Source organism: Haloarcula sp. JP-Z28 (assembly GCF_011440255.1).
Taxonomy (GTDB): Archaea; Halobacteriota; Halobacteria; order Halobacteriales; family Haloarculaceae; genus Haloarcula; species Haloarcula marismortui.
Map to the genome: position 1 here is coordinate 1 of NZ_JAAOHT010000075.1, position 20725 is coordinate 20725.

At 64.6% G+C, this 20725-nt stretch carries 25 protein-coding genes; 7 read left to right on the plus strand and 18 right to left on the minus strand.

Features of this window, described 5'->3' with window-relative positions; translation table 11 throughout:
* Positions 1-44: 44 nt before the first annotated feature.
* Positions 45-1130 carry an aminomethyltransferase family protein gene (locus G9463_RS19805; protein WP_127014002.1) on the plus strand — a complete coding sequence of 362 codons (1086 nt, stop codon included), beginning with the start codon at positions 45-47 and terminating at the stop codon, positions 1128-1130.
* A 6-nt stretch (positions 1131-1136) separates the two neighbouring features.
* On the opposite strand, the gene G9463_RS19810 is transcribed toward G9463_RS19805, so the two are convergent.
* The 5 genes from G9463_RS19810 to G9463_RS19830 all read right to left on the minus strand — a co-directional run bounded on the left by G9463_RS19810 (position 1137) and on the right by G9463_RS19830 (position 4124).
* The gene (locus G9463_RS19810; RefSeq protein WP_165897625.1) at positions 1137-1739 is read right to left on the minus strand and encodes a YigZ family protein; all 603 of its coding nucleotides are present in this window, start codon (positions 1737-1739) and stop codon (positions 1137-1139) included.
* Positions 1740-1802: 63 nt separating this feature from the next.
* Positions 1803-2138, minus strand: coding sequence for a 2Fe-2S iron-sulfur cluster binding domain-containing protein (locus G9463_RS19815; protein WP_165897626.1), 336 nt, complete (start codon positions 2136-2138; stop codon positions 1803-1805).
* Positions 2138-2641, minus strand: a complete 504-nt coding sequence (locus G9463_RS19820; protein ID WP_004959564.1) for an ACT domain-containing protein — start codon at positions 2639-2641, stop codon at positions 2138-2140. Before G9463_RS19820 ends, G9463_RS19815 begins: the two co-directional genes overlap by 1 nt.
* Positions 2642-2716: 75 nt before the next feature.
* Positions 2717-3304, minus strand: a complete 588-nt coding sequence (hisB, locus tag G9463_RS19825; protein ID WP_121302236.1) for an imidazoleglycerol-phosphate dehydratase HisB — start codon at positions 3302-3304, stop codon at positions 2717-2719.
* Between the two features lie 58 nt (positions 3305-3362).
* On the minus strand, positions 3363-4124 hold the full coding sequence (locus G9463_RS19830; protein ID WP_165897627.1) for an alpha/beta fold hydrolase: 762 nt from the start codon (positions 4122-4124) through the stop codon (positions 3363-3365).
* An 82-nt stretch (positions 4125-4206) separates the two neighbouring features.
* Between G9463_RS19830 and G9463_RS19835 the strand changes: the two genes are divergently transcribed.
* Entirely contained in the window at positions 4207-6069 is a 1863-nt protein-coding gene (locus G9463_RS19835) for a cation:proton antiporter (protein ID WP_165897628.1), read from the plus strand.
* Positions 6070-6087: 18 nt separating this feature from the next.
* Here G9463_RS19835 and G9463_RS19840 read toward each other — a convergent pair whose 3' ends face one another.
* From G9463_RS19840 to G9463_RS19850, 4 genes are all read right to left on the minus strand, one after another.
* Positions 6088-6279: a hypothetical protein gene (locus G9463_RS19840; protein ID WP_007189487.1), complete on the minus strand. Its 192-nt coding sequence runs from the start codon at positions 6277-6279 to the stop codon at positions 6088-6090.
* Between the two features lie 3 nt (positions 6280-6282).
* On the minus strand, positions 6283-6438 hold the full coding sequence (locus G9463_RS23820; RefSeq protein WP_167467354.1) for a hypothetical protein: 156 nt from the start codon (positions 6436-6438) through the stop codon (positions 6283-6285).
* Positions 6439-6628: 190 nt separating this feature from the next.
* Entirely contained in the window at positions 6629-9412 is a 2784-nt protein-coding gene (alaS, locus tag G9463_RS19845; protein ID WP_165897629.1) for an alanine--tRNA ligase, read from the minus strand.
* A 111-nt stretch (positions 9413-9523) separates the two neighbouring features.
* Complete coding sequence (locus G9463_RS19850) at positions 9524-10501, minus strand: replication factor C small subunit (RefSeq protein ID WP_049939018.1); 978 nt, start codon at positions 10499-10501, stop codon at positions 9524-9526.
* 79 nt (positions 10502-10580) lie between these two features.
* On the opposite strand from G9463_RS19850, the gene G9463_RS19855 reads away from it, so the two are divergent.
* Together G9463_RS19855 and G9463_RS19860 are read left to right on the plus strand one after the other, a co-directional pair.
* Positions 10581-10781 carry a ubiquitin-like small modifier protein 2 gene (locus G9463_RS19855; RefSeq protein ID WP_004959591.1) on the plus strand — a complete coding sequence of 67 codons (201 nt, stop codon included), beginning with the start codon at positions 10581-10583 and terminating at the stop codon, positions 10779-10781.
* 7 nt (positions 10782-10788) lie between these two features.
* Positions 10789-11187: a GNAT family N-acetyltransferase gene (locus tag G9463_RS19860; protein WP_165897630.1), complete on the plus strand. Its 399-nt coding sequence runs from the start codon at positions 10789-10791 to the stop codon at positions 11185-11187.
* 14 nt (positions 11188-11201) lie between these two features.
* Here the strand turns inward: G9463_RS19860 and G9463_RS19865 are convergent, their stop codons facing one another.
* The 4 genes from G9463_RS19865 to larB all read right to left on the minus strand — a co-directional run bounded on the left by G9463_RS19865 (position 11202) and on the right by larB (position 14497).
* Complete coding sequence (locus G9463_RS19865; RefSeq protein WP_165897631.1) at positions 11202-11654, minus strand: pyridoxamine 5'-phosphate oxidase family protein; 453 nt, start codon at positions 11652-11654, stop codon at positions 11202-11204.
* Positions 11655-11678: 24 nt separating this feature from the next.
* Complete coding sequence (locus G9463_RS19870; protein WP_007189490.1) at positions 11679-13076, minus strand: phosphoglucomutase/phosphomannomutase family protein; 1398 nt, start codon at positions 13074-13076, stop codon at positions 11679-11681.
* Between the two features lie 92 nt (positions 13077-13168).
* Positions 13169-13453, minus strand: a complete 285-nt coding sequence (locus tag G9463_RS19875) for a GIY-YIG nuclease family protein (RefSeq protein ID WP_193569684.1) — start codon at positions 13451-13453, stop codon at positions 13169-13171.
* Positions 13454-13732: 279 nt separating this feature from the next.
* The gene (gene larB, locus G9463_RS19880) at positions 13733-14497 is read right to left on the minus strand and encodes a nickel pincer cofactor biosynthesis protein LarB (protein ID WP_004959610.1); all 765 of its coding nucleotides are present in this window, start codon (positions 14495-14497) and stop codon (positions 13733-13735) included.
* Between the two features lie 289 nt (positions 14498-14786).
* Between larB and G9463_RS19885 the strand changes: the two genes are divergently transcribed.
* On the plus strand, positions 14787-14954 hold the full coding sequence (locus G9463_RS19885; protein ID WP_004517708.1) for a hypothetical protein: 168 nt from the start codon (positions 14787-14789) through the stop codon (positions 14952-14954).
* Between the two features lie 48 nt (positions 14955-15002).
* Here the strand turns inward: G9463_RS19885 and rpiA are convergent, their stop codons facing one another.
* On the minus strand, positions 15003-15689 hold the full coding sequence (gene rpiA, locus G9463_RS19890; protein WP_165897632.1) for a ribose-5-phosphate isomerase RpiA: 687 nt from the start codon (positions 15687-15689) through the stop codon (positions 15003-15005).
* A gap of 19 nt (positions 15690-15708) precedes the next feature.
* On the opposite strand from rpiA, the gene G9463_RS19895 reads away from it, so the two are divergent.
* A complete protein-coding gene (locus G9463_RS19895) occupies positions 15709-15924 on the plus strand; it encodes a hypothetical protein (protein WP_370457974.1) in 216 nt (71 codons plus the stop codon).
* Between the two features lie 118 nt (positions 15925-16042).
* Positions 16043-17359 carry a phosphoglucosamine mutase gene (gene glmM / locus G9463_RS19900; protein ID WP_165897633.1) on the plus strand — a complete coding sequence of 439 codons (1317 nt, stop codon included), beginning with the start codon at positions 16043-16045 and terminating at the stop codon, positions 17357-17359.
* A gap of 472 nt (positions 17360-17831) precedes the next feature.
* Here the strand turns inward: glmM and G9463_RS19905 are convergent, their stop codons facing one another.
* From G9463_RS19905 to G9463_RS19920, 4 genes are all read right to left on the minus strand, one after another.
* Positions 17832-18416 carry a hypothetical protein gene (locus G9463_RS19905; RefSeq protein ID WP_011224307.1) on the minus strand — a complete coding sequence of 195 codons (585 nt, stop codon included), beginning with the start codon at positions 18414-18416 and terminating at the stop codon, positions 17832-17834.
* A gap of 46 nt (positions 18417-18462) precedes the next feature.
* Positions 18463-18900 carry a hypothetical protein gene (locus G9463_RS19910; RefSeq protein ID WP_004959625.1) on the minus strand — a complete coding sequence of 146 codons (438 nt, stop codon included), beginning with the start codon at positions 18898-18900 and terminating at the stop codon, positions 18463-18465.
* A 264-nt stretch (positions 18901-19164) separates the two neighbouring features.
* Complete coding sequence (gene upp, locus G9463_RS19915; protein WP_165897634.1) at positions 19165-19842, minus strand: uracil phosphoribosyltransferase; 678 nt, start codon at positions 19840-19842, stop codon at positions 19165-19167.
* Positions 19843-19882: 40 nt separating this feature from the next.
* On the minus strand, positions 19883-20725 hold an 843-nt coding region (locus G9463_RS19920), incomplete at its 5' end, for a TRAP transporter large permease subunit (protein WP_165897635.1).

Below are 20725 nucleotides of genomic sequence, written 5' to 3' on the forward strand. Positions count from 1 at the left end.
CGCTAACGGGACGTTTTTCCCCACGAGGGCCGCATACCCGTACAATGACTGTTCTCGAGTCCGTTCACGAGGCCCACGGAGCGACGTTCAGGGAGGTCGGTGGTCGGCAGGTCGTCGACAACTACGGGCGACCGGAGCGGACCCACCGCGCGGTTCGGAACGTCGTCGGCGCGATGGAGTACGGCTACGGCGTCATCGTCGTCACCGGCGAGGACCGCGTCGACTACGTCGACAACGCCGTCTCGAATCGCGTCCCGGACGAGGACGGCGCGGGCTGTTACGCGCTCTTGCTTGACCCCGACGGCCGCGTCGACACGGACATGTATGTGTACAACGCCGGCGAGCGCCTGCTCGTGTTCACGCCGCCCCAGAAGGCCGAGGAACTGGCTGCGGAGTGGGCGGATAAAACGTTCATTCAGGACGTCGAGTTCGAGGAAGCGACTGACGACTTCGCCGTCTTCGGCGTCCACGGGCCGAAAGCGACAGAGAAAATCGCCAGCGTCCTCCACCAGACCGGGACCCCACCAGCGCCGCTGACCTTCGAGCGGGGCGAACTCGGTGACGCCGGCGTCTCCGTCATCCGGACAGACGACCTCGCTGGGGAGGAGAGCTACGACGTGGTCTGTAGCGCCGACGACGCCGAGGCTGTCTTCGACACGCTGGTCAACCGCGGGCTCAACGCCGTCCCTTTCGGCTACCAGACCTGGGAGACGCTGACGCTCGAGGCCGGGACGCCGCTGTTCGACACCGAAATCGAGGGCGCGCTCCCGAACGACCTTGGCCTGCGGAACGCCCTAGACTTCGAGAAAGGGTGTTACGTCGGGCAGGAGGTCGTCTCGCGTATCGAGAACCGCGGCCACCCAACACAACGGCTGGTCGGCCTCGCTGTCGAGGCGTGCCCGGACCCCGGCGCTGCGGTGTTCGCCGGCGACGAGCACGTCGGCGATGTGACCCGCGCCGCACAGAGTCCGATGCGGGAAGCCCCTATCGCGCTGGCAAACCTCAGCTGGGAACGGCCCGAAGAAGCGTTGAAAATCCGCATCGACGGTGAACCGGTCAGCGCCCAACAGGTCGACCTGCCCTTTATTGATGGCTCGGCACAGTCGGCACGGTTGCCGACCTACGAGTAGCGTCGGTCACTCTAGTTCAATAACGGCCCGCCCGCTGGTCGCACTCCGGACCCGGTCTCGCAGTTCACTAGCCTCGACAGTAGGGACTCGAACGTCGAAGACGACTTCGGCTTCGTAGTCGGCCTCAAACTCCACGCCCGCCGATTCGAGCAGGCTCCGAACACTGCCCGAGTCGTCGTAGGCGACGGTCACGGTGAACTGCTCGTGGGGTACTTCCTCGACGACGCCGGCGTCGTCAACGCCGTCCTTCACCGCTCGGGAGTACGCACTGGCGAGGCCGCCGACGCCGAGGTTCGTCCCGCCGTAGTACCGCGTGACGACGGCGACAATGTTCTCAATGTCACGCTGCTGGAGGACGTTCAGCGCGGGGTCGCCGGCGCTGCCGCTTGGTTCGCCATCGTCACTGGAATACTCCCGAAAGGGATCGGATCGGACGCGGTAGGCGGGGACGTTGTGGGTCGCGTCGGCGTACTCCTCTCCGACGGCGTCGACGAACGCCTCGGCGTCTTCGACGGTTGTCGCTGGGGCGACGTGGCCGATGAACTCCGAACCCCGCACCTCGAAGCGCGCCTCGCCGCGGCCCGGAACGGTCCGATAGCTGTGCGTCACGGGCTGGGGTACGCCCGGCGGCGGAATAGCGTTTGTCGTTCGCTCCCTGCGTGTGGCATCAAGTCAGTCTGTCTCGTCGCCGGCCTGTCGCGACCCCCAGACCCGCTTGTCCAGCAGCTTGACCTGCATTCCGTCCCGAACCAGCAACTGACAGGAGAGTCGGGGATAGCCAAACCGGTCGGCAAGGTCGTCGTGCCAGTGGTCGGGGTCGGGCGGTTCGGCAAGGCGGACGCCGCAGGTGGCACAGATGCCGCGGCCGCCGCAGTTGACTCGCGTGGCGTAGCGGCCGTGTGGCGAGAGGTCGGCATCGAGCAGCACGTCCCGGAGGACAGCCCCCGGTTCGGCGGTGAGTTCGTGGGTCTCGCCGGCTGGCGTCTCGACGGTGAGCGTTGCCGGCATTACGCAAGTTCGATAGTCCGAACGAACGCCAGCCGGCGGATTTCGTTGATGAGGTCGCCGGGGAGTTCCTCGTCGGTGATGACGTACAGTTTCGGTTCGTCGGTGAACTCGGGGTCTTCGCTCAGGACCTGCCGGATGGAGATACCGTGGTCGGCGATAGCCGACGTGACCGTCGAGACGATGCCGGACTCGTCGGCGGCCCGGACGGTGACAGTCACTGCGTGCAGGTCGAGCACTGGGGCGAGGTCGAGCAGGCTCGGCACAGAAGATATGTTGCGGAAGATGCGCCGCAGGTCGTCATCGTCGAGAATCGCGTCCGTCGTCGCGTTGACCACCCGGCGGTCGACGTTGGCCTCGCGGGCGATACCCGTGTTCGGAATCTCGATACCGCCGGAGACGACGCGGCCGTCCTCGTTGACCGAGAACCCCCGTTCCAGCAGCAAGCGGATGACGTCCTGCTGGCCGGGAGAGTCCTCGAATTTCTGCATAATCTCGTCGAACATACGGAGTGGTGGACGTGGGGCCACTAATCGGTGCCGGCAGCAGTTGAAACAGGCGCGGTCGCGCGCTGGAGTCGGCTATAGCTCGCCTTTCGTACTCGCCACGTCGGACCGGCGCTCGTCAATCCGGGTCGCGTCATCGAGCGACCGGGCCAGGCTCTTGAACAGCGCCTCGATCTCGTGGTGGGCGTTCTCGCCGTCGACGCCACAGTGCAGTGTCAGTCCGGCGTTCATCGACAGCGAGCGACAGAAGTGCTGGGCCATGTGGCTGGTCATCCCACCGACCGAGGCCTGTGAGAACTCGCCGTCGAACTCGAAGTACGGCCGGCCGGAGATATCGACGACGACGCTCGCAACGGCCTCGTCAAGCGGGACCTTGCGGTCGGCGAAGCGGCGGATGCCGCGCTTGTCGTCCAGCGCCTCGGTGAACGCCTCGCCAAGCGTGATGGCGACATCCTCGACGGTGTGGTGGTCGTCGATGTCCAGATCGCCGTCACACTGCACGGTCAGGTCGAACAGCCCGTGGGTGGAAAAGGAGTCGAGCATGTGGTCGAAGAAGCCGATGCCGGTATCGATGGTGCTGTCGCCGTCGCCGTCGACGTCGAGCGTGACCTCGATATCCGTCTCGGCCGTGGTCCGGGTGACGGCTGCTGTCCGGTCAGTCATACGTATCACGTATCAGGCCGTGTATTTGTGGATTGCGTCCGGCCACCCGGTCCAATAGTTACTCTGTCTGCTCGTCAAGCAGCGCCAGCAATCGGTCGGTCACCGCCGGCGCATGTTCGATGAAACAGCAGTGGCGACCCTCGACAGCCTCCACAGTGCCGCGGGGGAGGTCGGCTGAAAGCGACTGTGCGGCCTCCGGCGACACAACGGGGTCGTCCAGCCCGTAGTACACCTCGGCAGGCTGGGTGATTTCGTACAGCGGTGGTGCATCGAAGGCCGTCATTGCGTTGGCCTGCGCGTCACGAGCCGCGCCGGTCGCGTCCTCCTCGGCGCGCCAGCCTGCGATCTGCTCCATGAGGTCAGGGTCGTGTTCGCGGAACGCCGGCGAGAACGCGCCGTCGAGCGACGACGGGGCATTGAGCGCAAGCGCGTCGAGTGCGTCCCGGTCAATCGCATCGCCAGACCCCGCCGTACAGTACAGCGTCAGCGAGCGGGCGCGGCTGTACTGGTGGGCATACTGGAGCGCGACCATCCCACCAAGCCCGGCTCCAACGAGGTGGGCGCTCCCGACGCCGTGGTCGGCCAGCACGGCTTCGAGGTCGGCCGCCAGCGTTCCCACATCGTACGGTCCCGCGGGCGCGTCCGACCGGCCGGTCCCGCGGAGGTCCCACACTACCGTCTCGTAGGGGCCGGCGACGGCGTCGTAGTGCCAGCCCCAGAGCCACGCGCCGTACCCCACGTCGTTGATGAACACGACGGTCGGGCCGTCGCCGTCGGCTTCGTAGTAGAGAGACACGTCTCGGTTGCGTGCGGTCGGCATTGGCCGTCAATTCCCGCGCCGGCAGTGTGTCTCTTTCGGTGAGTAGGTCTTTCACGCTGGCTGTCGAAGAGCCGCCAATCCCGTGTCCGGTGCAGAATCACTTATCGGCGCCGTCGTGTTGGTCGTGAGCCTAGGTGTCGCCGCGCAACTGGTTGCCGACTGGCTCCAGATCCCGAGCGTCGCGTTCCTGCTGGTCGCCGGCGTCCTCGTCGGCCCGCAGGCGCTCGGGCTGGTCGACCCCGCGATATTCGGGCAGGCCGGACTGCAGGCTATCGTCGGCCTCAGCGTCGGCATCATCGTCTTCGAGGGGGCGTTCCACCTCACTGTTGAGCGCGTCCGTGAAGCATCCAGAGAGGCGCTTGGACTGGTGACAATCGGCGCGTTCGTCTCGCTTGTCGGAACCGCCGTCGCCGTCAAGGTCGTGTTCGGGACGACGTGGCCGGTCGCCGTCCTCGTCGGAAGCCTGCTTATCGCCACCGGGCCGACGGTCATCACGCCGATCATGCAGGTGGTTCCAGTGCGGGACCGGGTCGCCGCGGCGCTGGAGACTGAAGGTATCATCAACGACGTGACCGCCGCTATCCTCGCGGTGGCGACCTTCGAGTTCGTCATCGCGAGCCAGTCCTCGCCGGTGGTCGTCATCGAGGCGTTCGTCGCCCGATTGGCCGTCGGCCACGTCGTCGGCATCGCCGTCGGTGGCGGCACCGCACTACTGCTCAAGCGGTGGCACCTGTCGGCGGACAATGCCCTTCAGAACGCCCGGGTCGTGGTCCTGACCGCGGCACTGCTGGCGTACGCGCTCGGGAGTATGTGGCTCTCTGAAGCCGGTATCGCAGCCGCCGCCATTGCCGGTATCGTACTGGGGAACGCCGAGATCCCCCACAAAGAGGAGGTTGCCGGGTTCAAGGGCGGTATTACGCTGTTTGTGCTCTCGTTCGTGTTCATCGTGCTGGCGGCACAGCTCTCACTCGGCGACCTGCGTGCGCTCGGGGTCGGCGGGCTCGTCGTCGTCATCGTCGTCGCTGCGCTCGTCCGCCCGCTTGGCGTGTTCCTCTCGACGCTAGGTGGCCGACTGACAGTTCGAGAGCGGATGTTCGTCGGCGGGATGGGGCCGCGCGGTATCGTCCCGGCCAGCGTCGCCACGCTGTTTGCCATCGAACTGCGTCCCGAGAACCCCGAAGCCGCGACGGTTCTCGTCGGGACCGTCTTTCTCGTCATCTTCGCGACCGTCATGTTTCAAGGCGGGCTGGCCCGTCACTTCGCGCAAGCGCTTGACATCCTTCCTATGCAAACACTCATCGTCGGTGGCGGTCGTGTCGGCCAGGAGCTGGCAGTACGGTATGAATCACGCGGCGAAGAGGTCGTCCTCATCGACAGCGACGAGGACACCGTCGAGCGGACCCGGGCCGACGGCCACCGCGTCGTTCACGGGGACGCGACGAACGCGACCGTCCTCGAAGAAGCAGGGGCGAACCGGGCCTCCGTCGTCGTCGCTGCGACCGCAGACGACGACGTGAACTTGCTCGTGGCACAGCTGGCGACGACCCGGTTCGACGTCGACACCGTGGTCGCCAGAGCGAACCAGCCGGACAACGTCGAGGCCTTCGAGGACCTTGACGTCGAGACGATATCCGCCGGCTTCGCCGTCGCCGACGCTATCGACGACGCGGTCGAGCGACCAGCGCTGGCCCACTGGCTGTCGGACTCCGGCCGAACAGGGGACGTACTGGAAGTCGAACTCAGCAACGACTCACTGGTCGACCGGACCATAGAGGAAACCGCGGAGAAGCTTCCGAACGGCTGTCTGGTCGCAATGGTGAGTCGCAACGGCACAGACAGAGTCCCCGACAGCGATTTCCGCCTCGCCAGCGGCGATCACCTGACGCTCGTCTGCGAGACCAACGAAGCGATGCAGGACGCCAGAAGACTGTGTCAGGGCGGCTAGCCGGACAGCACGTACCGCTCAGCGCAGTTCGTCGAGCGAGACGGTCGCCGAACGGTCCGCGGTAACCCACTCTGTCACGGACTGCTGGCGATCCGAGGGGAAGATAGTCAGCTCCGAAGGGTTCTCGGGGTCGTCGTACAAGTAATCCAGTTCGAACTCCGGCGCTTCGTTCAAATCGGTGTCCGACGGGGGCGTCGTGGTAGCACTCATCGTTCAGGTAGCGTGGGTAGCACTGCAGTTTGTACACAGTTCGTCGGGAGCACGGCCGCTGGCAGCGGGCACACTGGTCCCACAGCGCCGACACGTCCGTTGTGACCGAACGTACTCGGTGTGAGTCCGAATGTGTGCGATGTCACGTTCTCCGCTCATATCTGCTATAGATGGGCAGTTACTAAAAATACTTTTGGAAATCCATCCAGATATACCTAATACAAGTAAATGTAATTGTATCCCTTGGATGTATTCGAATCGTTCGAGCAGAATATTCCTCCACAATCGGACAACTGTCCGAAGCAACGGAGCGGAAAGCAGCACTAACGGCGAGAAAACCAGAGACGGTTCAGGCGTTTGCGACAGTTCGCAGGATCTCCGGCGCGTCGTCAAGCGCGTCGTCAAGCGCGTCCGCATCGGGACCGCCGCCCTGTGCAAAGTCCGGCGGGCCGCCACCGCCGCCGCCGACGCGACCGGCGAGTTCGCCGACGACTTCACCGGCGTCGACATCGACGCCGTCGGGCACTGAGACGACGAACTGCGCGCCGTCGAGTCCCGAGCCAAGCACCGCGATGTTGCCTTGCTCGACGATAGCGTTCGCCTGCGCGCGGAGTTCATCCATGTCGGCGTCGATGCGCCCGACAACGGCGGTCGCATCGCCGACCTCAACTTCTTCGTTGTCGCCACCGCCGCTGGCACGGGCCTCAGCGAGTTGCTCTTTGAGCTGTTCGATTTCTTTGCCACGGGCCTTCCACTCGTCGAAGAACCGCTCGGCAGTCTCCGGGACGGCATCGGGCGCAACGTCAAGGATATCCGCGGCTTCGGTGAGCGCGTCTTCGGTGCGCTGGGTGGCCTCAATGGCCGCGTTGCCCGCCGCAAACGTCAGGCGGATGACCCCGTCCTGAATCCGCTCGGTGTTCAGGAGCTTGACAGCCCCGATGTCGCCGGTTCGGGCGACGTGGGTGCCACCACAGGCCTGCACGTCGTCGCCGACAGTGATGAGGCGGATCTGCTCGCCGGCCGGAATCCCGCCCTGATAGAGGTCGAAGCCGTACCGTTCCTCGGCATCGTTGCGGTCGGGCCACTCCTGTGAGACGGTGATGTTGTCCTGAATGATGTCGTTTGCGAGGCGTTCAATCTCTTTGACTTTCTCGCGGCTCACCGACTCGTAGTGGCGGATGTCGATGCGGGCTGAGTCGGTGCCCTTCTGGGCCCCGGCCTGCCTGACGTGCTCGCCGAGTACCTGCCGGGCGCTGTGGATGACGATGTGGGTCGCCGTGTGGTGTTGCATCAGGCGCTGGCGACGGGTGGCGTCGACCTGCCCGCGGACGAACTCACCCTTGCCGGGGTCGTCGTCGCAGGTGTGGACGATGACATCGCCGTACTGCTGGACGTCGGTCACCTCGGCGGAGACGTCGTCGGTCGACAGCGTCCCCTTGTCCGGGGGCTGGCCACCGCCCTCCGGGTAAAACATCGTCTGGTCGAGCACCACGTCGTAGGTGTCGTCGTCGCGGTCAAACACCTCAAGGACAACGGCTTCGAACTCGGTCCGCTGCTGGTCCTCGTAGTAGAGCCGGTCGGTCTCGGGCAGTTCTTCGAGTCGGTCCTCGTAGGGCGTCTGTGACTCCTCGGTGGCGGTATCGTCGCCGCCGTGGCGCTGGGCGACGACCGCGTAGAAGTCGTCGGGCACGTCGACCGCGACGCCTTTTTCGGCGGCGATCTCCTCGACCATGTCCGGCTGAATCCCGTGGGAATCGTACAGTTCGACCAGTTCCGACGTCGGAATCGGCTCGCCCTTTTCGGCGTACTCGTCGGCCAGCTGGCGGACACGCCGGCCACCGCGGTCAAGCGTCTCGCGGTACTTCTCGACCTCGGTGCGGACGATGTCACGGATGGTGTCGCGGTTCTCGTAGTCGAGGCGCTCGGCCTGCATGTCGACGAGTTCGTCAAGCGGCGCGTCGACGCCGACGCCGTCGACCAGTCGCTTCGTTCGGCGCAGGACCATCCGTGCCAGATAGCCTGTCCCGACGTTCGACGGAACGATACCGTCCCCGAGCATGTACGCGAGCGTCCGGCAGTGGTCGGCGATGGCATAGATGTCCTCAAGCGGAGCCATCAGGTCCCGCATCTCCTCGACCTCGACGCCGACCTCGGCGGCGATGGTGTCGCGTTCGGCTTCGATGTCTTCGGCCTCGTCGATGTCCATCCGGCCCGCGAGCTTCGCGGCCTCGTGGACGATTCGCTCTTCCTCGTCGGTGAGCTCGATGCCGGCGTTGTCCTTGAGGAAGGCGATCATGTCGGGGTAGACGGCCTCGTACACCGTCGGCGTCCCCTGGCTCATCCAGGTCCAGCGTTCGAGCCCATAGCCGGTGTCGACGATGTAGGTGTCCATCGGCGAGTACCGGTTGCCGTCCTTCATCTCGTACTCGCCATCGGAGTCCTGCTCCATGGACATGAAGACGAGCGTGGCGAGTTCGGCCCCGCGGTAGATAACCTCGATAGCCGGACCGGCGTTGCCGCCACCGACCCACGGGTCCTCGATGTAGACGATTTCGTCCAGATTCGCCCCCATCTCCTCGAACAGTTCGTCACAGTACTGGACGGTTTCGTTCTTCCAGTACACCTCGCCCTCGTAGGCGTACTGCTCGGGGTCTTCGATGTCCTCGCGGGCGTTGAACGCGTGGTGGGCCATCATCTCGAAGGCCATCGTGTGCCGACCGGTCTTCCCGACGTTGTCGATGTCCTGCATCCGGATGCAGGGCTGGCTGATACACAGCGGGTTCGCCGGCGGCGGCGTCGTCCCCGAGGTGACCAGCGGCTGGAAGTCGTAAATCGACGCCTGCGTGAGGAGGACATCGTCGCGCCAGCGGTTGGCTGCCACCGGGTACGGGTCGATGCGCTCATGGTCACGGTCCTCGAAGAAAGAGAGGAACGCCTCGCGCATCTCCGTCAGCGAGTGGGACTCGTCGAACCCGGGGTTGTCGATGAAGTCGTACTCCGCACACGGCGGTTCGCCGCAGGTCTCGCGCTTGACACGGGACCAGAACATGTCGCCACAGGAGACACACTCCTGTCTGTGGAAGCCTTCCTCTTCGAAGTAGTCGAGTTGGTAGGCCTCGTCGAGGTCGCTCATTGGTGTTCAGTTGGCCCACGTTCGCCTAAAACTGTTCCGAAGGGGCCGAGTATTGAGCCGGGAGTCACTGTTGTCAGGTAGATGCAGTCGGACTACAACCGAAAGGCGCCCTTACTCGCCCTGTGCAAGCGAGGCCAGCATCGCTTCGAGTTGCACACGCTCGTTCGCACCACGGGTAATCCGATAATCGGTTTCGCCGATGCGTTCGAGCACTCGGACGGCTGCGTCGTCGTCAATATCGAACTCCCAGATGGAGCGATGCAGTTGGTCGATGATGTCGCCGCCCGCGATGCCCTCTTCGGTCAGGAGTCTATCGAGGGTCGCCCGCGAGGCGGTGAAGTCGCCGTCCAGCGCCGACTGGACCATCGTCCGGATCTCTTCCGGACGGGCCGTCGAAGTGATAGCGTACACTGCCGACTCGTCGACCGTGTCGCCGCTGACCGATGCAGCTTGCAGGCCGTTGATGGCTTTCCGCATATCCCCGTCGGCGGCGTAGACGAGTGCGTCGAGTCCGTCTTCGGTCAGTTCAATGTCTTCTTCGGCAGCGATGGTTCGGATTTCCTCGGCAACGGCGTCGTCTGCAAGCGGCGAGAACCGGAAGACCGCACAGCGCGATTGGATCGGGTCGATGATCTGGCTGGAGTAGTTACACGAGAGAATAAAGCGGACGTTATTCGAGAACTGCTCCATCGTCCGGCGCAGCGCCGACTGGGCGTCGCTGGTCAGCGCGTCGGCCTCGTCGAGGAAGATGATACGGTACTCGACGCCCCCGAAGCTCGTCCGGGCGAAGTTCTTGATACGGTCCCGGACCACGTCGATACCACGCTCGTCGGAGGCGTTCAGTTCGAGGAAGTGCTCGCGCCAGTCGTCGCCGTACAGTTCACGGGCGATAGCCGTCGCGCACGTCGTCTTCCCCGTCCCTGCTGGCCCGGAAAACAGCATGTGGCTCAGGTCGTTGCGCGAGACGTAGCTCTTGAGCCGCCCGACGATATTCTCGTGCCCCATCACGTCGTCGAGCGTCTGCGGGCGGTACTTCTCGATCCAGACCTCCTCGCGTCCCGCCCGCGACTCGGACTCGGCCTCACTCATGGACGATTGGAAGCGTGGGCCGGTCTTAAACCCCGCGAGAGTCGACAGTCTCAGGTGCATCGGCGGAGTACGGCCGGGTATGCACGTCACCGTCGAAATCGCCGGCGAAGACACCCACGAACTGGAGGTGGACGCGGACGCGACGTATGGCGACCTGCTCGCACCGGTCGACCTGAGCCCCCACGAGGTGTCAGTCCTCGTCGACGGCGAGCACGTGCCGACGGACCAGCCCGTCGAGCACGACCACGTTCGGGTTGTCAGGCTCATCAAAGGCGGGTGAGTCGCCGATGCGTGTCCGCGAAGCGACCGAGGCCGACCTGCCGGCAGTGATGAACGTTCTCGACGGCGCGGCGCTCGAAATCGGTGTGCCAACGGTCCGTACAGGAATCGCCGGCGACGGAACGCTCATCTCGGTTTCGGGTGGTTCCGGGGCAGACGCAACGCCCGAAAGCGACCGAATACTCGGCGCACTCGTACTCGATGACACTCACATCGACGCCGTCGCTGTCCGTCGCCGTCGCCGGGGACAGGGCATCGGGACGGCGCTCGTCGAGGCCGCACTCGACCGGCGGGACCGACTCACGGCCGAGTTTGACGCGGACGTTCGACCGTTCTACGAGCAACTCGGGTTCGACGTGGAGCTTCTCGACGACGAGGGCGGCCGGTTTCGCGGGATTCGCAAGTAATCGTCCCGTCGGAGTCAGTTCTGACGACCGGTCAGTTCCTCGATGGACAGTTCATACAGCGTTATATCCATCTCATCGGTCGGCTCGTCGAACACCCGAATGGGCGCGTAGCGCTCGTTTATTTCGACAGCTGCGTAGGCCGGGTCACCGTCGGGGACAGCCGCTATCGGTCCCCTGGCGACGATGCTCCAGCCGGTCCACGCCTCCGCGTCCGGCGTCTGCTCCGTCTCCGTGACGACATACGTCGCCGTCTCGGTGGCGTCGAGGTACGCCGACTTCTCGCTCCCGCTTGTCTCGCCAAGGCGGAAGTACAGCGACCCGTCCTCGTAGTGGTGAAACACCGGGAAAGCGTACGCGTCGTCGCCGTCAGCCAGCGCGAGCACGCCGCTCTCACTCTCGCCAAGGCGGTCGCGGACGATGTCGTCAGGCATCCCCTCTGTGTAGGCGAACGCGATGTCGGTGTCCATGCGTCGACGACGCGTGCCGCGGGCTTAAACGAGGGGTTCGACCAGTTCCTGACCGGCATCGAGCAGTTCGCCGACCCGGGCATCGCTGCCGGCCTCGGCGTAGACGCGGAGCTTCGGTTCCGTCCCGGACGGGCGGACGAGCACCCACGTCCCGTCTTCGAGTCGGATTTTGAACCCGTCGACCGTGTTGATACCGTCGACGGCGACCCCCGCCAGCGTGTCGGGCAGTGCGGTTTCGAGGTCTTCGAGAACTGGCTCCTTGCGGTCGTCCGGGCAGTCGACGCTGATCCGGTCCTGATGGATTTCGCCGTGTTCGTCCAGCAATCTGTCGACACGAGCATCAAGCGGTTCCTCGCGCTCGGCGGCGGCGGCGGCCAGCGCCACCAGCACGCCGTCCTTGTTCCGCAGGTGGTCCGGCAGGCCGAAGCCACCGGATTCTTCGCCGCCGAACAACGCGTCGTGGTCAGCCATCGCCTCGGCGACCCACTTGAAGCCGACGGCGACCTCGTGGACGTCTTGGCCGTGGGCCTCGGCGACGCGGTCGACGATGCTGGAGGTCGAGACTGTCCGAACGACATCGCCCGTCCCGTCCTCAAGCAAAAAGTCGTACATCGCGGCGAAAAACAGGTTGGGGTCCAGATAGCCCCGCTTTGGTGTGACGACGCCGATGCGGTCGGCGTCGCCGTCGTTGATAATCCCCAGCGCGGCGTCGCCCTCGCTGACTTCGCCGACGAGTCCCTCAGCGTTCTCCGCCGACGGCTCGGGCGACCCGCCGCCGAACTCCGGGTCCTGTTCGCAGTTGAGACGAGTCACATCGGCCCCGGCCGCTTCGAGCAGGGCGTCGGTGACGCCACGGCCACTGCCGTATAGCGCGTCGTAGGCGACTGACAGGTCATCGAGGTCAGTGTCGACGAAGTCCAGCGCGTGGTCGTGGAACGGGCCAATAAGGTCTTCTTCCGTTCGCTCGCCCCACTCGTCTTCGGGGAGCGGGTCAAGGACGGCGAGGTTTTCCTCGAAGGCGGCCGTCCAGTCGGGGAGCGCCGGCGACCCGTCGCCAGGGATGAACTTCACGCCGTTGTACTCCGGCGGATTGTGGCTGGCCGTGATCTGGAGCGCCCCGGCCAGACCGCGGTCTTTCACCGTCCAGGCGAGGATCGGCGTCGGCGTGTCCCGGTCCGGCAAGAGCACGTCGAAGCCGTTCGCACGCAGGACGTGTGCGAGCTCGTCGGCAAACCCGGGCGAGGTCTCGCGGGCGTCGTACCCGATAGCGACGGTCCCGCTCGCCCCGCGCTCGGCGAGCGTCGTGGCGACAGCCTGACCAACCATCCGGACTCGCGGTTTCGTGAACACGTCCAGCGTCGCCCGCCAGCCGTCCGTCCCGAAAGCGATTGCGCCTGCGTCGACATCCGCGTCGTTGTCCATATCCCGCGGTTCTCGGCCCCCAGACAAAAAGTCACGCCTCATCGGTGAGCTGTCACTTTTCCTGTTATTGACAGCGAGAAGTGAGCGGCGGGTCAGATATCGAACACTACTTCGGCGTCGCTGGATTCGACGAGTCGTTCCTTCTCCGCTCTGGAGTACTGCTTGATCTCGTACTCACGGCTCATCGCGTCGGACTGTGAGTCAAATGATTCGACGTGAATCAGTTCGACCGGGGTTCTGCCGCGCGTGTACTTCGCGCCATCGCCGGCGTCGTGCTCTCGGACACGGCGTTCCACATCGGTCGTGTAACCGGTGTAAAACGTGTCGTCGCTACAACGGAGGACGTACACGTGGTAAGGGCTCCGCGCGGTAGTCATCGCACGATGCTGGTGGCCCAGTGGGCCTCACACTTGTTGGGCGCGCTCTCTCGATACCTCGGCAATGCCAGCGTTTGCCGAGCAGTTGGGACACGCCCGGATGTGTCCACGTTCATCCGCGAACACTCGGGCGAACTGGTCTGAGACGTGCGCGCCGCAATGATCACATTCAGGCATCGTGTTCGTCGGCGACACCACCGCCGACGTATACGCGTACGCGCGTTGTTCCCATAGCTCTTTACCCAAATACTTGGGTATACCCGTGGCTGGCGAGGGTGGTTATTCCCGCGCATTGTCGAGCTGTCTGGCGATTAGGCCGGCCTGTGTCCCGGCGGTGAAGCCGGCGTCGATGTTCACGACAGAGAGTGCAGTGCAGGACTGGAGCAGTCCCGAGAGAGCGGCCTCACCCTCGCCGCCGTGGCCGTAGCCGGTCGAGACGGGCAGGCCGATGACCGGTACGTCGACGAGACCGGCGACAACCGTCGGGAGCGCACCTTCGCGGCCCGCCGCGACGATGAGCACATCCTGGTCCCGGAAGCCGTCGACCGCATCTATCGTCCGGGCAAGGCTCGCAACCCCGACATCGTCGATACGGGTCACGGTGGCACCCATCTCCTCGGCGATAAGCGCGGCCTCACCGGCCGGAACGGCGTCGGATGTCCCGGCGGTGACGATACCCACTGACGCGTCCAGCGACGGGCGCTCGAACGCGGGGGTCGTCGCGACCAGCCAGTTCGAGCGGTCGTCCCAGCGAACTGTCGCATCGGGGGCGGCTTCGTCCAGCCGCTCCCGAACGGCCGTTGCAGTGGACGTATCGAGTCGTGTCACGATAGCCCGGTCCGTCGTCTCAATAGCTGTTGCTGCCAGATCCGCCACTTCTCCCGGTGTCTTCCCGTCCGCGAGGACGGCTTCAGGAACGCCGGCACGGTCCTCCCGGGCGGCGTCGAACCGACCGGCCCCGCTGGTCGCGTAGCCGGAGAGCGCCGCCTCGGCTTCTGTCGGGGAGAGGTCACCCGCCGCAACCGAATCGAGTATATCGCGCATAGAACCCATTCAGTGGTACGGCCACTCCTATCCGTCGGTCCGAAACAGGCGTGTTGCTCACATCAGGGTCGGATCCGTGGGAGCGCGCGTGAGCGACGCTCGGCCGGAGTAACGCGACAATAGCCGTCTGGGGCAGACAAAAAGCCGGATTCTGATGGACTCTCGCGGACACAATCCCGGATTTATAACGGGTTATGTGTCGTATAATGCCTCAAACTGCCGGTAATAGGGTCGAGAGCGAACTAATTGGAGAAAGTATATAAGTAACCCCCGTCGATACCTCGTCTGTATGGCAGACCTAATCGTCAAAGCCGCCGTTAAGGAAGAGCTCAACGACATGAACGTAGCGTCCGACTTCTACGACGCACTCGACGAGGAAGTCGAGGAGCTGCTTCAGGACGCAGCCCGACGAGCCGACGAGAACGACCGGAAGACGGTCCAGCCGCGCGACCTGTAAGGTCGTTTCAAGCAGCGTATTTTTTTGACGCAAGCCGACCAGCGACAGCTATTTCGAAAGTGTTCGGACGGTGACGCCATCAGCAGTGCCGACGTGAATCTCGTCAGCCATACCGACGAACAGCCCGTGCTCGACAACACCGGGCAGCGCGACGAGGTCGCTGGCGAGTGCGGCGGGGTCGTGGATGGAATTGAAGTCGCAGTCGAGCACGAGATTTCCGTTGTCGGTGACGACGGGGCCGTCCTTGCGTTCTGCACGGCGGAGTGTTGGGTCACCACCCAATTCTTCGACTGCCGTGACGACTGTCGAGCGGGCCATCGGGAGTACCTCGACGGGGACAGGATGTGAGAGTACGGCCGCCTCTTTCGTCGGATCAGCGACGACGAGGAAGCGGTCGGCGCTCGCGTCGACTATCTTCTCCCGGGCGTGCGCCGCGCCACCGCCTTTGATCAGGTTGCCGCTGGCCACCTCGTCGGCCCCGTCGATGGCGAGGTCGACCGACACGTCGTCGAGGTCCGCCAGCGGGATGCCACAGTCACGGGCCAGCTGGCGGGACTGAAACGACGTGGGGACGCCGACGACATCGAGGCCGGCGTCGACCGCCTGGCCGATAGCGCGGATAGCGTAGGCTGCCGTTGACCCCGTGCCGAGGCCAACGACCGTGCCGTCCTCGACCGCTTCAGCCGCTGATTCCCCCGCTGCCTGTTTCGCCGCGTCGGAGCCGCCCTGTTTCATGTGCGGTGGGTCGACAGACGTGGACAAAACGTTTGTTCTCCCGGCCGCAAGCGTTCGAATGGTCGACTGCACGTACTGTGGCTGTCCCGTCGAGAACCACGACCCCGTCTACGTCAGCGAGACGCCCGACGGGAAGTCGACGACGCAGTTTTGCAACTACGGCTGCCTGTCTGCTCACATCGACGAGGCAGCCCTGACGACCGGCACGACCTGTGAGTGGTCACCGACGCAGTAGCGGCGCGGTCTGTGGGTGGTCACCGACACAGCGACGGAGCGAGCGTCAGCACCATCGGTCCACAGTACCTGTCCGATGCCGGATGGATTTTAGGGGCGGCCCGACCCAGAGAGCAGTAATGACACAGTTCGGAACGAGCGGGATTCGGGGTCCCGTCGGCGAGACGGTCACAGCCGAGTTGGCGCTCTCGGTGGGGCGAGCGCTTGGCATCGACTGCGAGCGGGTGGTCGTGGGCCGGGACCCGCGAGCGAGCGGCGAGTACCTCCAGACGGCGCTGGTGGCCGGGCTTCGGGAGAGCGGCGTCGACGTGATAGACCTCGGCGGCGCGGCGACGCCGACTATCGGACGGGCGGTGGCGTGGCAGGATGCCGACGCCGGCGTCGCAGTGACAGCGAGTCACAATCCGCCAGAAGACAACGGTATCAAGCTCTGGCAACCCAGCGGCCAGGCCTTCGATGCGGACCTGCGAGCAACGATCGAACAGCGACTGGACGAGGATGCGTTCCAGCCAGCGGCGTGGGACGAGAGCGGGGGCCTGGTGTCTCGGGATGCCAGCCAACGCCACGTCGACGCGCTGGTCACGGAAATCGGTGAGCGAAACCTCGATAGGCATGTCGTCGTCGATCTGGGCAACGGCGCGGGTCGAGTCAGCGTCGACGCGCTTTCGGCGCTGGGCTGCTCCGTCGAGACGCTCAACGGCCAGCCCGACGGTGCGTTCCCCGGTCGCCCCTCGGAGCCGAAAGCCGAGCACTGCGAGTCGCTTTCGACGCTGGTGGCCGAGTCCGACGCAGACCTCGGCATCGCCCACGACGGCGACGCCGACCGGATGCGGGCGGTTGCGGCCGACGGGACCTTCCTCTCCGGCGACGTGTTGCTGGCCGTGTTCGCCCGTGCCGCGGCGTCACCGGGCGAGCGGGTCGCCGTCCCGGTCGATACAAGCCTCGCCGTTGAGGACCACCTCGACGACAGCGACGTCTCTGTCGAGTACACCCCTGTTGGGGACGTATACGTCGCCGAGGCGGCGAGTGCCGATGGTGTCGCCTTCGGCGGCGAGCCAAGCGGTGCGTGGATCTGGCCCGAGCGGACGCTGTGTCCGGACGGTCCGCTGGCGGCCTGTACCGCCGCAACGCTGGACAGCGAGCGCTCGCTGGGCGACCGGGCCGCCGACGTGCCGGAGTACCCCATTCGCCGGGATAGCGTCGAAACCGACCAGAAGGAGACTGTGATGGACCGCGTTCGAGAGACAGTGACCGACGCCTACGACGACGTGACGACGCTCGACGGTGTCCGCGTCGACCTCGGCGACGCGTGGTTCCTCTTGCGGGCCAGCGGAACCCAGCCGCTCGTTCGGATCACCGCCGAGGCCCGCGACCCAGACCGTGCTGACGCGGTGTTCGAGGAGGCACGGGCGCGCCTGACAGACACAGTAGTCTAGAGCCTGAAACAGGAGTCCCGGCAAAACAACGGTTGGTAGCGAGTGCAGCTGGCGAGGAAAACGTCCCCGCAACCGTCAGGTCACAGGGCGGCAGTTCCTGATCGGTTCTATCCGCGACGTGTGGACCGGGCCTCACGGACGTCTGCCCCGTCGCGAATCTTGTCCTCGCACTGCGGACAGACCCTGGGCTTTTCGACCCCGTTCGGCGTGAACACACGCGCGTAGTCAGCCGTTACAAAATTACCGCAGTTCTGGCATTCCGGCATACAACCCTGTATGTGGGTTATACCCTCTTAATTGTTATTGGTCTGGTAAGTGTTCGCATACGAGGTGTTGGCGGCGCTACCGGGTGAAAACGCCATTTCGTTCGAAAGAAGGAAACACCACCGACGGACACACCGGCCAGTGGAGTGTCGGTCAGTTGCCACAAACTCATCGAAGGAGCGCCAGATTCGGGACGGAGCGTGTCCGGTTACGCCTCGAAGGTACTGGTAATGGTTCCGTCCTCGGACAGTTCGATGACACCGTCGAAGAGCTCCCGGAACGCCGCGACCGTCTCCTCGTCGTGGACCTCGTCGGCGAGGTGGAACATCCCGACAGCGTCGTACTCGTCTAGCAGGTCGAGGATGTCTTCGACGGCCGAGAGCGCGCCGTCCTCATCGGCGTAGTAGATGAGTTCCGTCAGCGAGTCGAAGGTCACGCGGAGCTTCCCGTCGTGTTCTTGCAGAAAGGTCTCGGCCTCCGAGACAATCCCGGAGAGGTCGTCCGGCGCGGAGACGTATCGGACGCTTTCGGACTGGCGACGGGTGTAGCCGCGCTCGACCGACAGCGTGTCGAGGATGGTCGCTTTGGACTCGTCGACCTCGTAGTACTCCAGTTTCTGTTTGACCTCCCGGGCGGTGGTCCGGGTCGAGATGACGAGCATCGAGTCGGTGTCGGTCGCAAGGAAATCCGTGTCCAGTCGGTCCGTCTCGCCGGTACTCGGATGCAGGAGTAGTACCCCCGTGCCACCCGGAACGGTTTCCGGTGCGTTGTCGATAGCCAGCGTATATTCCATATGCACATCAAGGAGAGTGGAACCCAATTAAGTGTGCGGGTCCCGGTTAGAACACGCTGTCCGCCGTCGCAGCTCCAACGACGCTGAAAATTGCACCGACAGTGATGGCTTTCAGGGTCGTCAGGGTGACCGCCATCGGCGTCGGGTCCAGCAGAATCCCCCCGTTGACGAGGAACGTGTCCGGGGCCGTAAACGCCACCGCGAGAATGGCGACTGAGCCAAACGCCACGAACATCAGTGAGACGAATCGGACCGGAATACCGGCCACCTCCGCCTCAGTGTCCACGTCGCGGTCGGCGTCAGCTTTGTACAGCGCCCCGTAGCCGATAGCGAACACGATACCGACGACAAGCACTGCGTGAGACCAGGACATATTCTCAGCAAGGACCCACACCTCCTCTGTCACGACGAACGGCCCCGCGAGCAGGAACCCCCCAACGAGTTGCTGGGCAGTGTCCGCGACCCGGTATCGGCGTCGACCCATACCGGGTTGCTGTCCCGTCAGCACGAAAGTCTCCCGGTCTGTCACTGTCCGACAGGACCAATATCCAGTCGCTACGGAGCGGTTCACAGCTTCCCTTCTCGTTTCAACTGGACCGAAAATGTGCCGCTGTCCCTCGGTTTCCAAGTGAAGAAAGGGGGTACAGCGGCTGTGAAGGGACTGAAAATCGCGACGTCATCGGCTGATTCGGGCCGTGAATAAAAGCGTTTCGTCCCTCAGCCGACAGGTTGAGCGGGCCGGGACGGCTTACGTCGTCCGGAAGGCTCGGTCACCGGCGTCGCCGAGCCCCGGAACGATGAACCCATCCTCGTCGAGTTCGTCGTCGATAGCGACGCTGATGATGTCAGCGTCCGGCTGCGCCTCCGAAACACGGACGATACCCTCTGGCGCGGAGACTGCGGCCAGAACAAGCAGGTTCTCCGGCTCTGTCTTCTCCGAGGTGATGTAATCGAGCACCGTGGCCATCGTCGACCCGGTGGCGAGCATCGGGTCCGCGATGATGACGGTGTCGTCTTCGGTGATTTCGGGCAATTTGACGTATTCGACGGAGATAGGGAACTCGCCGTCGTCGTTCATTCCGGCTTCCTCATCACGGCTGGCGGAGATGACGCCCTGTCTGGCGCGGGGGAACGCTTTGAGCAGTCCTTCGACAAACGGCGTCGCGGCGCGGAGGACGTTGACGATGACCACATCGTCAAGTCCTTTGACGCGTTCCCCCATCGTCGTGGTTAGTGGCGTCTGGATTTCCGTGTACTCAGTTTCCATCCGCCCGTCAATGATTTCGTAGCCACAGATGCGGCCGAGGCGGACCAGTCCCTTCCGGAACGCGACCTGTTCGGTCTCGGCGTTTCGTATCCGAGTCAGTTCATCTCGCGCCAGCGCGTGCGTGACGACAGAGGCGTCGCCGCGCTGTTCGATTGGCATATCGTGCCCGTTGACACCCGATGGCTTAAACGGTTCTCACTCAGGCCGGCTCAGCCGTGCCTGACCGTACCGCAGGGTCACCGCCGCGCTGGCGGTTCTTTGCCATGAGGAAGAGGAACAGCGCGAGACCGACGCCGCGGAGCACAACGTCGAGCAAGAGCGTCATCTCGCCGCCGCCGAGGCCGATGAGGCCGAGGATGTCGTACACGCCGGACACTGCGAGTCCGGGGGCCATCAGAAGCAGCGAACTGAACGCGAACGCCGCCCGCTCGCCACGGGAGACCGGTGCGTACGCGAACCCGATAACCGTCGCGGCCAGCGCGACGACGCCGAGGAAGACGCCGATCACAGGTATCAGGATCTCAGGGATAGCGTAGCCGACATCCAGCAAGTCTGCAGCCTCAACAACCCGATATTTGTCCCCGACATCAAGGTTGGCAGCGTCAGGGTTGCGCCGAAGCAGAATGATGCCCGGCGTGACGATGAACGCGAACGGCACAATTGCCTTGTTGAGCGAGAGCGAAAACGCCTCGATGCCGGTCTCGAAGGCATCGGACTTTGCGACACCGGAAGCGGCGTAGGCAGCCACTGCGACCGGCGGCGTGATGTCGGCGATGACGCCGAAATAGAGGATGAACAGGTGCGCCGCGAGCAGCGGGACACCGAACTCGGTCAGCGCCGGCGCGAGCAGGGAGACGAGGATGATGTAGGTCACCGTCGTCGGCATCCCCATCCCGAGGATAATCGAGGAGAACGCGGTGACGAGCAACAGCAAGACCAGCGAGCCGCCGGCGACGGCCGTGATGAGCGAGACGAGGTTCGGGCCGAGGCCGGAGACGCTGATGACGCCCGGAATGATGCCGGCAGCGGCGACCGCGATGAC

What these genes read in the sequence shown, in the direction of transcription:
- hisB (WP_121302236.1), bottom strand. Translation starts at nt 3,304, where the DNA reads ATGACTGACCGGACAGCAGCCGTCACCCGGACCACGGCCGAGACGGAT.
- G9463_RS19870 (WP_007189490.1), bottom strand. Translation starts at nt 13,076, where the DNA reads ATGGACAACGACGCGGATGTCGACGCAGGCGCAATCGCTTTCGGGACG.
- alaS (WP_165897629.1), bottom strand. Translation starts at nt 9,412, where the DNA reads ATGAGCGACCTCGACGAGGCCTACCAACTCGACTACTTCGAAGAGGAA.
- G9463_RS19910 (WP_004959625.1), bottom strand. Translation starts at nt 18,900, where the DNA reads ATGGGTCGACGCCGATACCGGGTCGCGGACACTGCCCAGCAACTCGTT.
- G9463_RS19855 (WP_004959591.1), top strand. Translation starts at nt 10,581, where the DNA reads ATGCACGTCACCGTCGAAATCGCCGGCGAAGACACCCACGAACTGGAG.
- G9463_RS19865 (WP_165897631.1), bottom strand. Translation starts at nt 11,654, where the DNA reads ATGGACACCGACATCGCGTTCGCCTACACAGAGGGGATGCCTGACGAC.
- G9463_RS19840 (WP_007189487.1), bottom strand. Translation starts at nt 6,279, where the DNA reads ATGAGTGCTACCACGACGCCCCCGTCGGACACCGATTTGAACGAAGCG.
- G9463_RS19885 (WP_004517708.1), top strand. Translation starts at nt 14,787, where the DNA reads ATGGCAGACCTAATCGTCAAAGCCGCCGTTAAGGAAGAGCTCAACGAC.
- G9463_RS19905 (WP_011224307.1), bottom strand. Translation starts at nt 18,416, where the DNA reads ATGGAATATACGCTGGCTATCGACAACGCACCGGAAACCGTTCCGGGT.
- G9463_RS19820 (WP_004959564.1), bottom strand. Translation starts at nt 2,641, where the DNA reads ATGTTCGACGAGATTATGCAGAAATTCGAGGACTCTCCCGGCCAGCAG.
- G9463_RS19805 (WP_127014002.1), top strand. Translation starts at nt 45, where the DNA reads ATGACTGTTCTCGAGTCCGTTCACGAGGCCCACGGAGCGACGTTCAGG.
- G9463_RS23820 (WP_167467354.1), bottom strand. Translation starts at nt 6,438, where the DNA reads ATGAGCGGAGAACGTGACATCGCACACATTCGGACTCACACCGAGTAC.
- G9463_RS19860 (WP_165897630.1), top strand. Translation starts at nt 10,789, where the DNA reads ATGCGTGTCCGCGAAGCGACCGAGGCCGACCTGCCGGCAGTGATGAAC.
- larB (WP_004959610.1), bottom strand. Translation starts at nt 14,497, where the DNA reads ATGCGCGATATACTCGATTCGGTTGCGGCGGGTGACCTCTCCCCGACA.
- glmM (WP_165897633.1), top strand. Translation starts at nt 16,043, where the DNA reads ATGACACAGTTCGGAACGAGCGGGATTCGGGGTCCCGTCGGCGAGACG.
- G9463_RS19830 (WP_165897627.1), bottom strand. Translation starts at nt 4,124, where the DNA reads ATGCCGACCGCACGCAACCGAGACGTGTCTCTCTACTACGAAGCCGAC.
- G9463_RS19815 (WP_165897626.1), bottom strand. Translation starts at nt 2,138, where the DNA reads ATGCCGGCAACGCTCACCGTCGAGACGCCAGCCGGCGAGACCCACGAA.
- upp (WP_165897634.1), bottom strand. Translation starts at nt 19,842, where the DNA reads ATGCCAATCGAACAGCGCGGCGACGCCTCTGTCGTCACGCACGCGCTG.
- G9463_RS19875 (WP_193569684.1), bottom strand. Translation starts at nt 13,453, where the DNA reads ATGACTACCGCGCGGAGCCCTTACCACGTGTACGTCCTCCGTTGTAGC.
- rpiA (WP_165897632.1), bottom strand. Translation starts at nt 15,689, where the DNA reads ATGAAACAGGGCGGCTCCGACGCGGCGAAACAGGCAGCGGGGGAATCA.
- G9463_RS19850 (WP_049939018.1), bottom strand. Translation starts at nt 10,501, where the DNA reads ATGAGTGAGGCCGAGTCCGAGTCGCGGGCGGGACGCGAGGAGGTCTGG.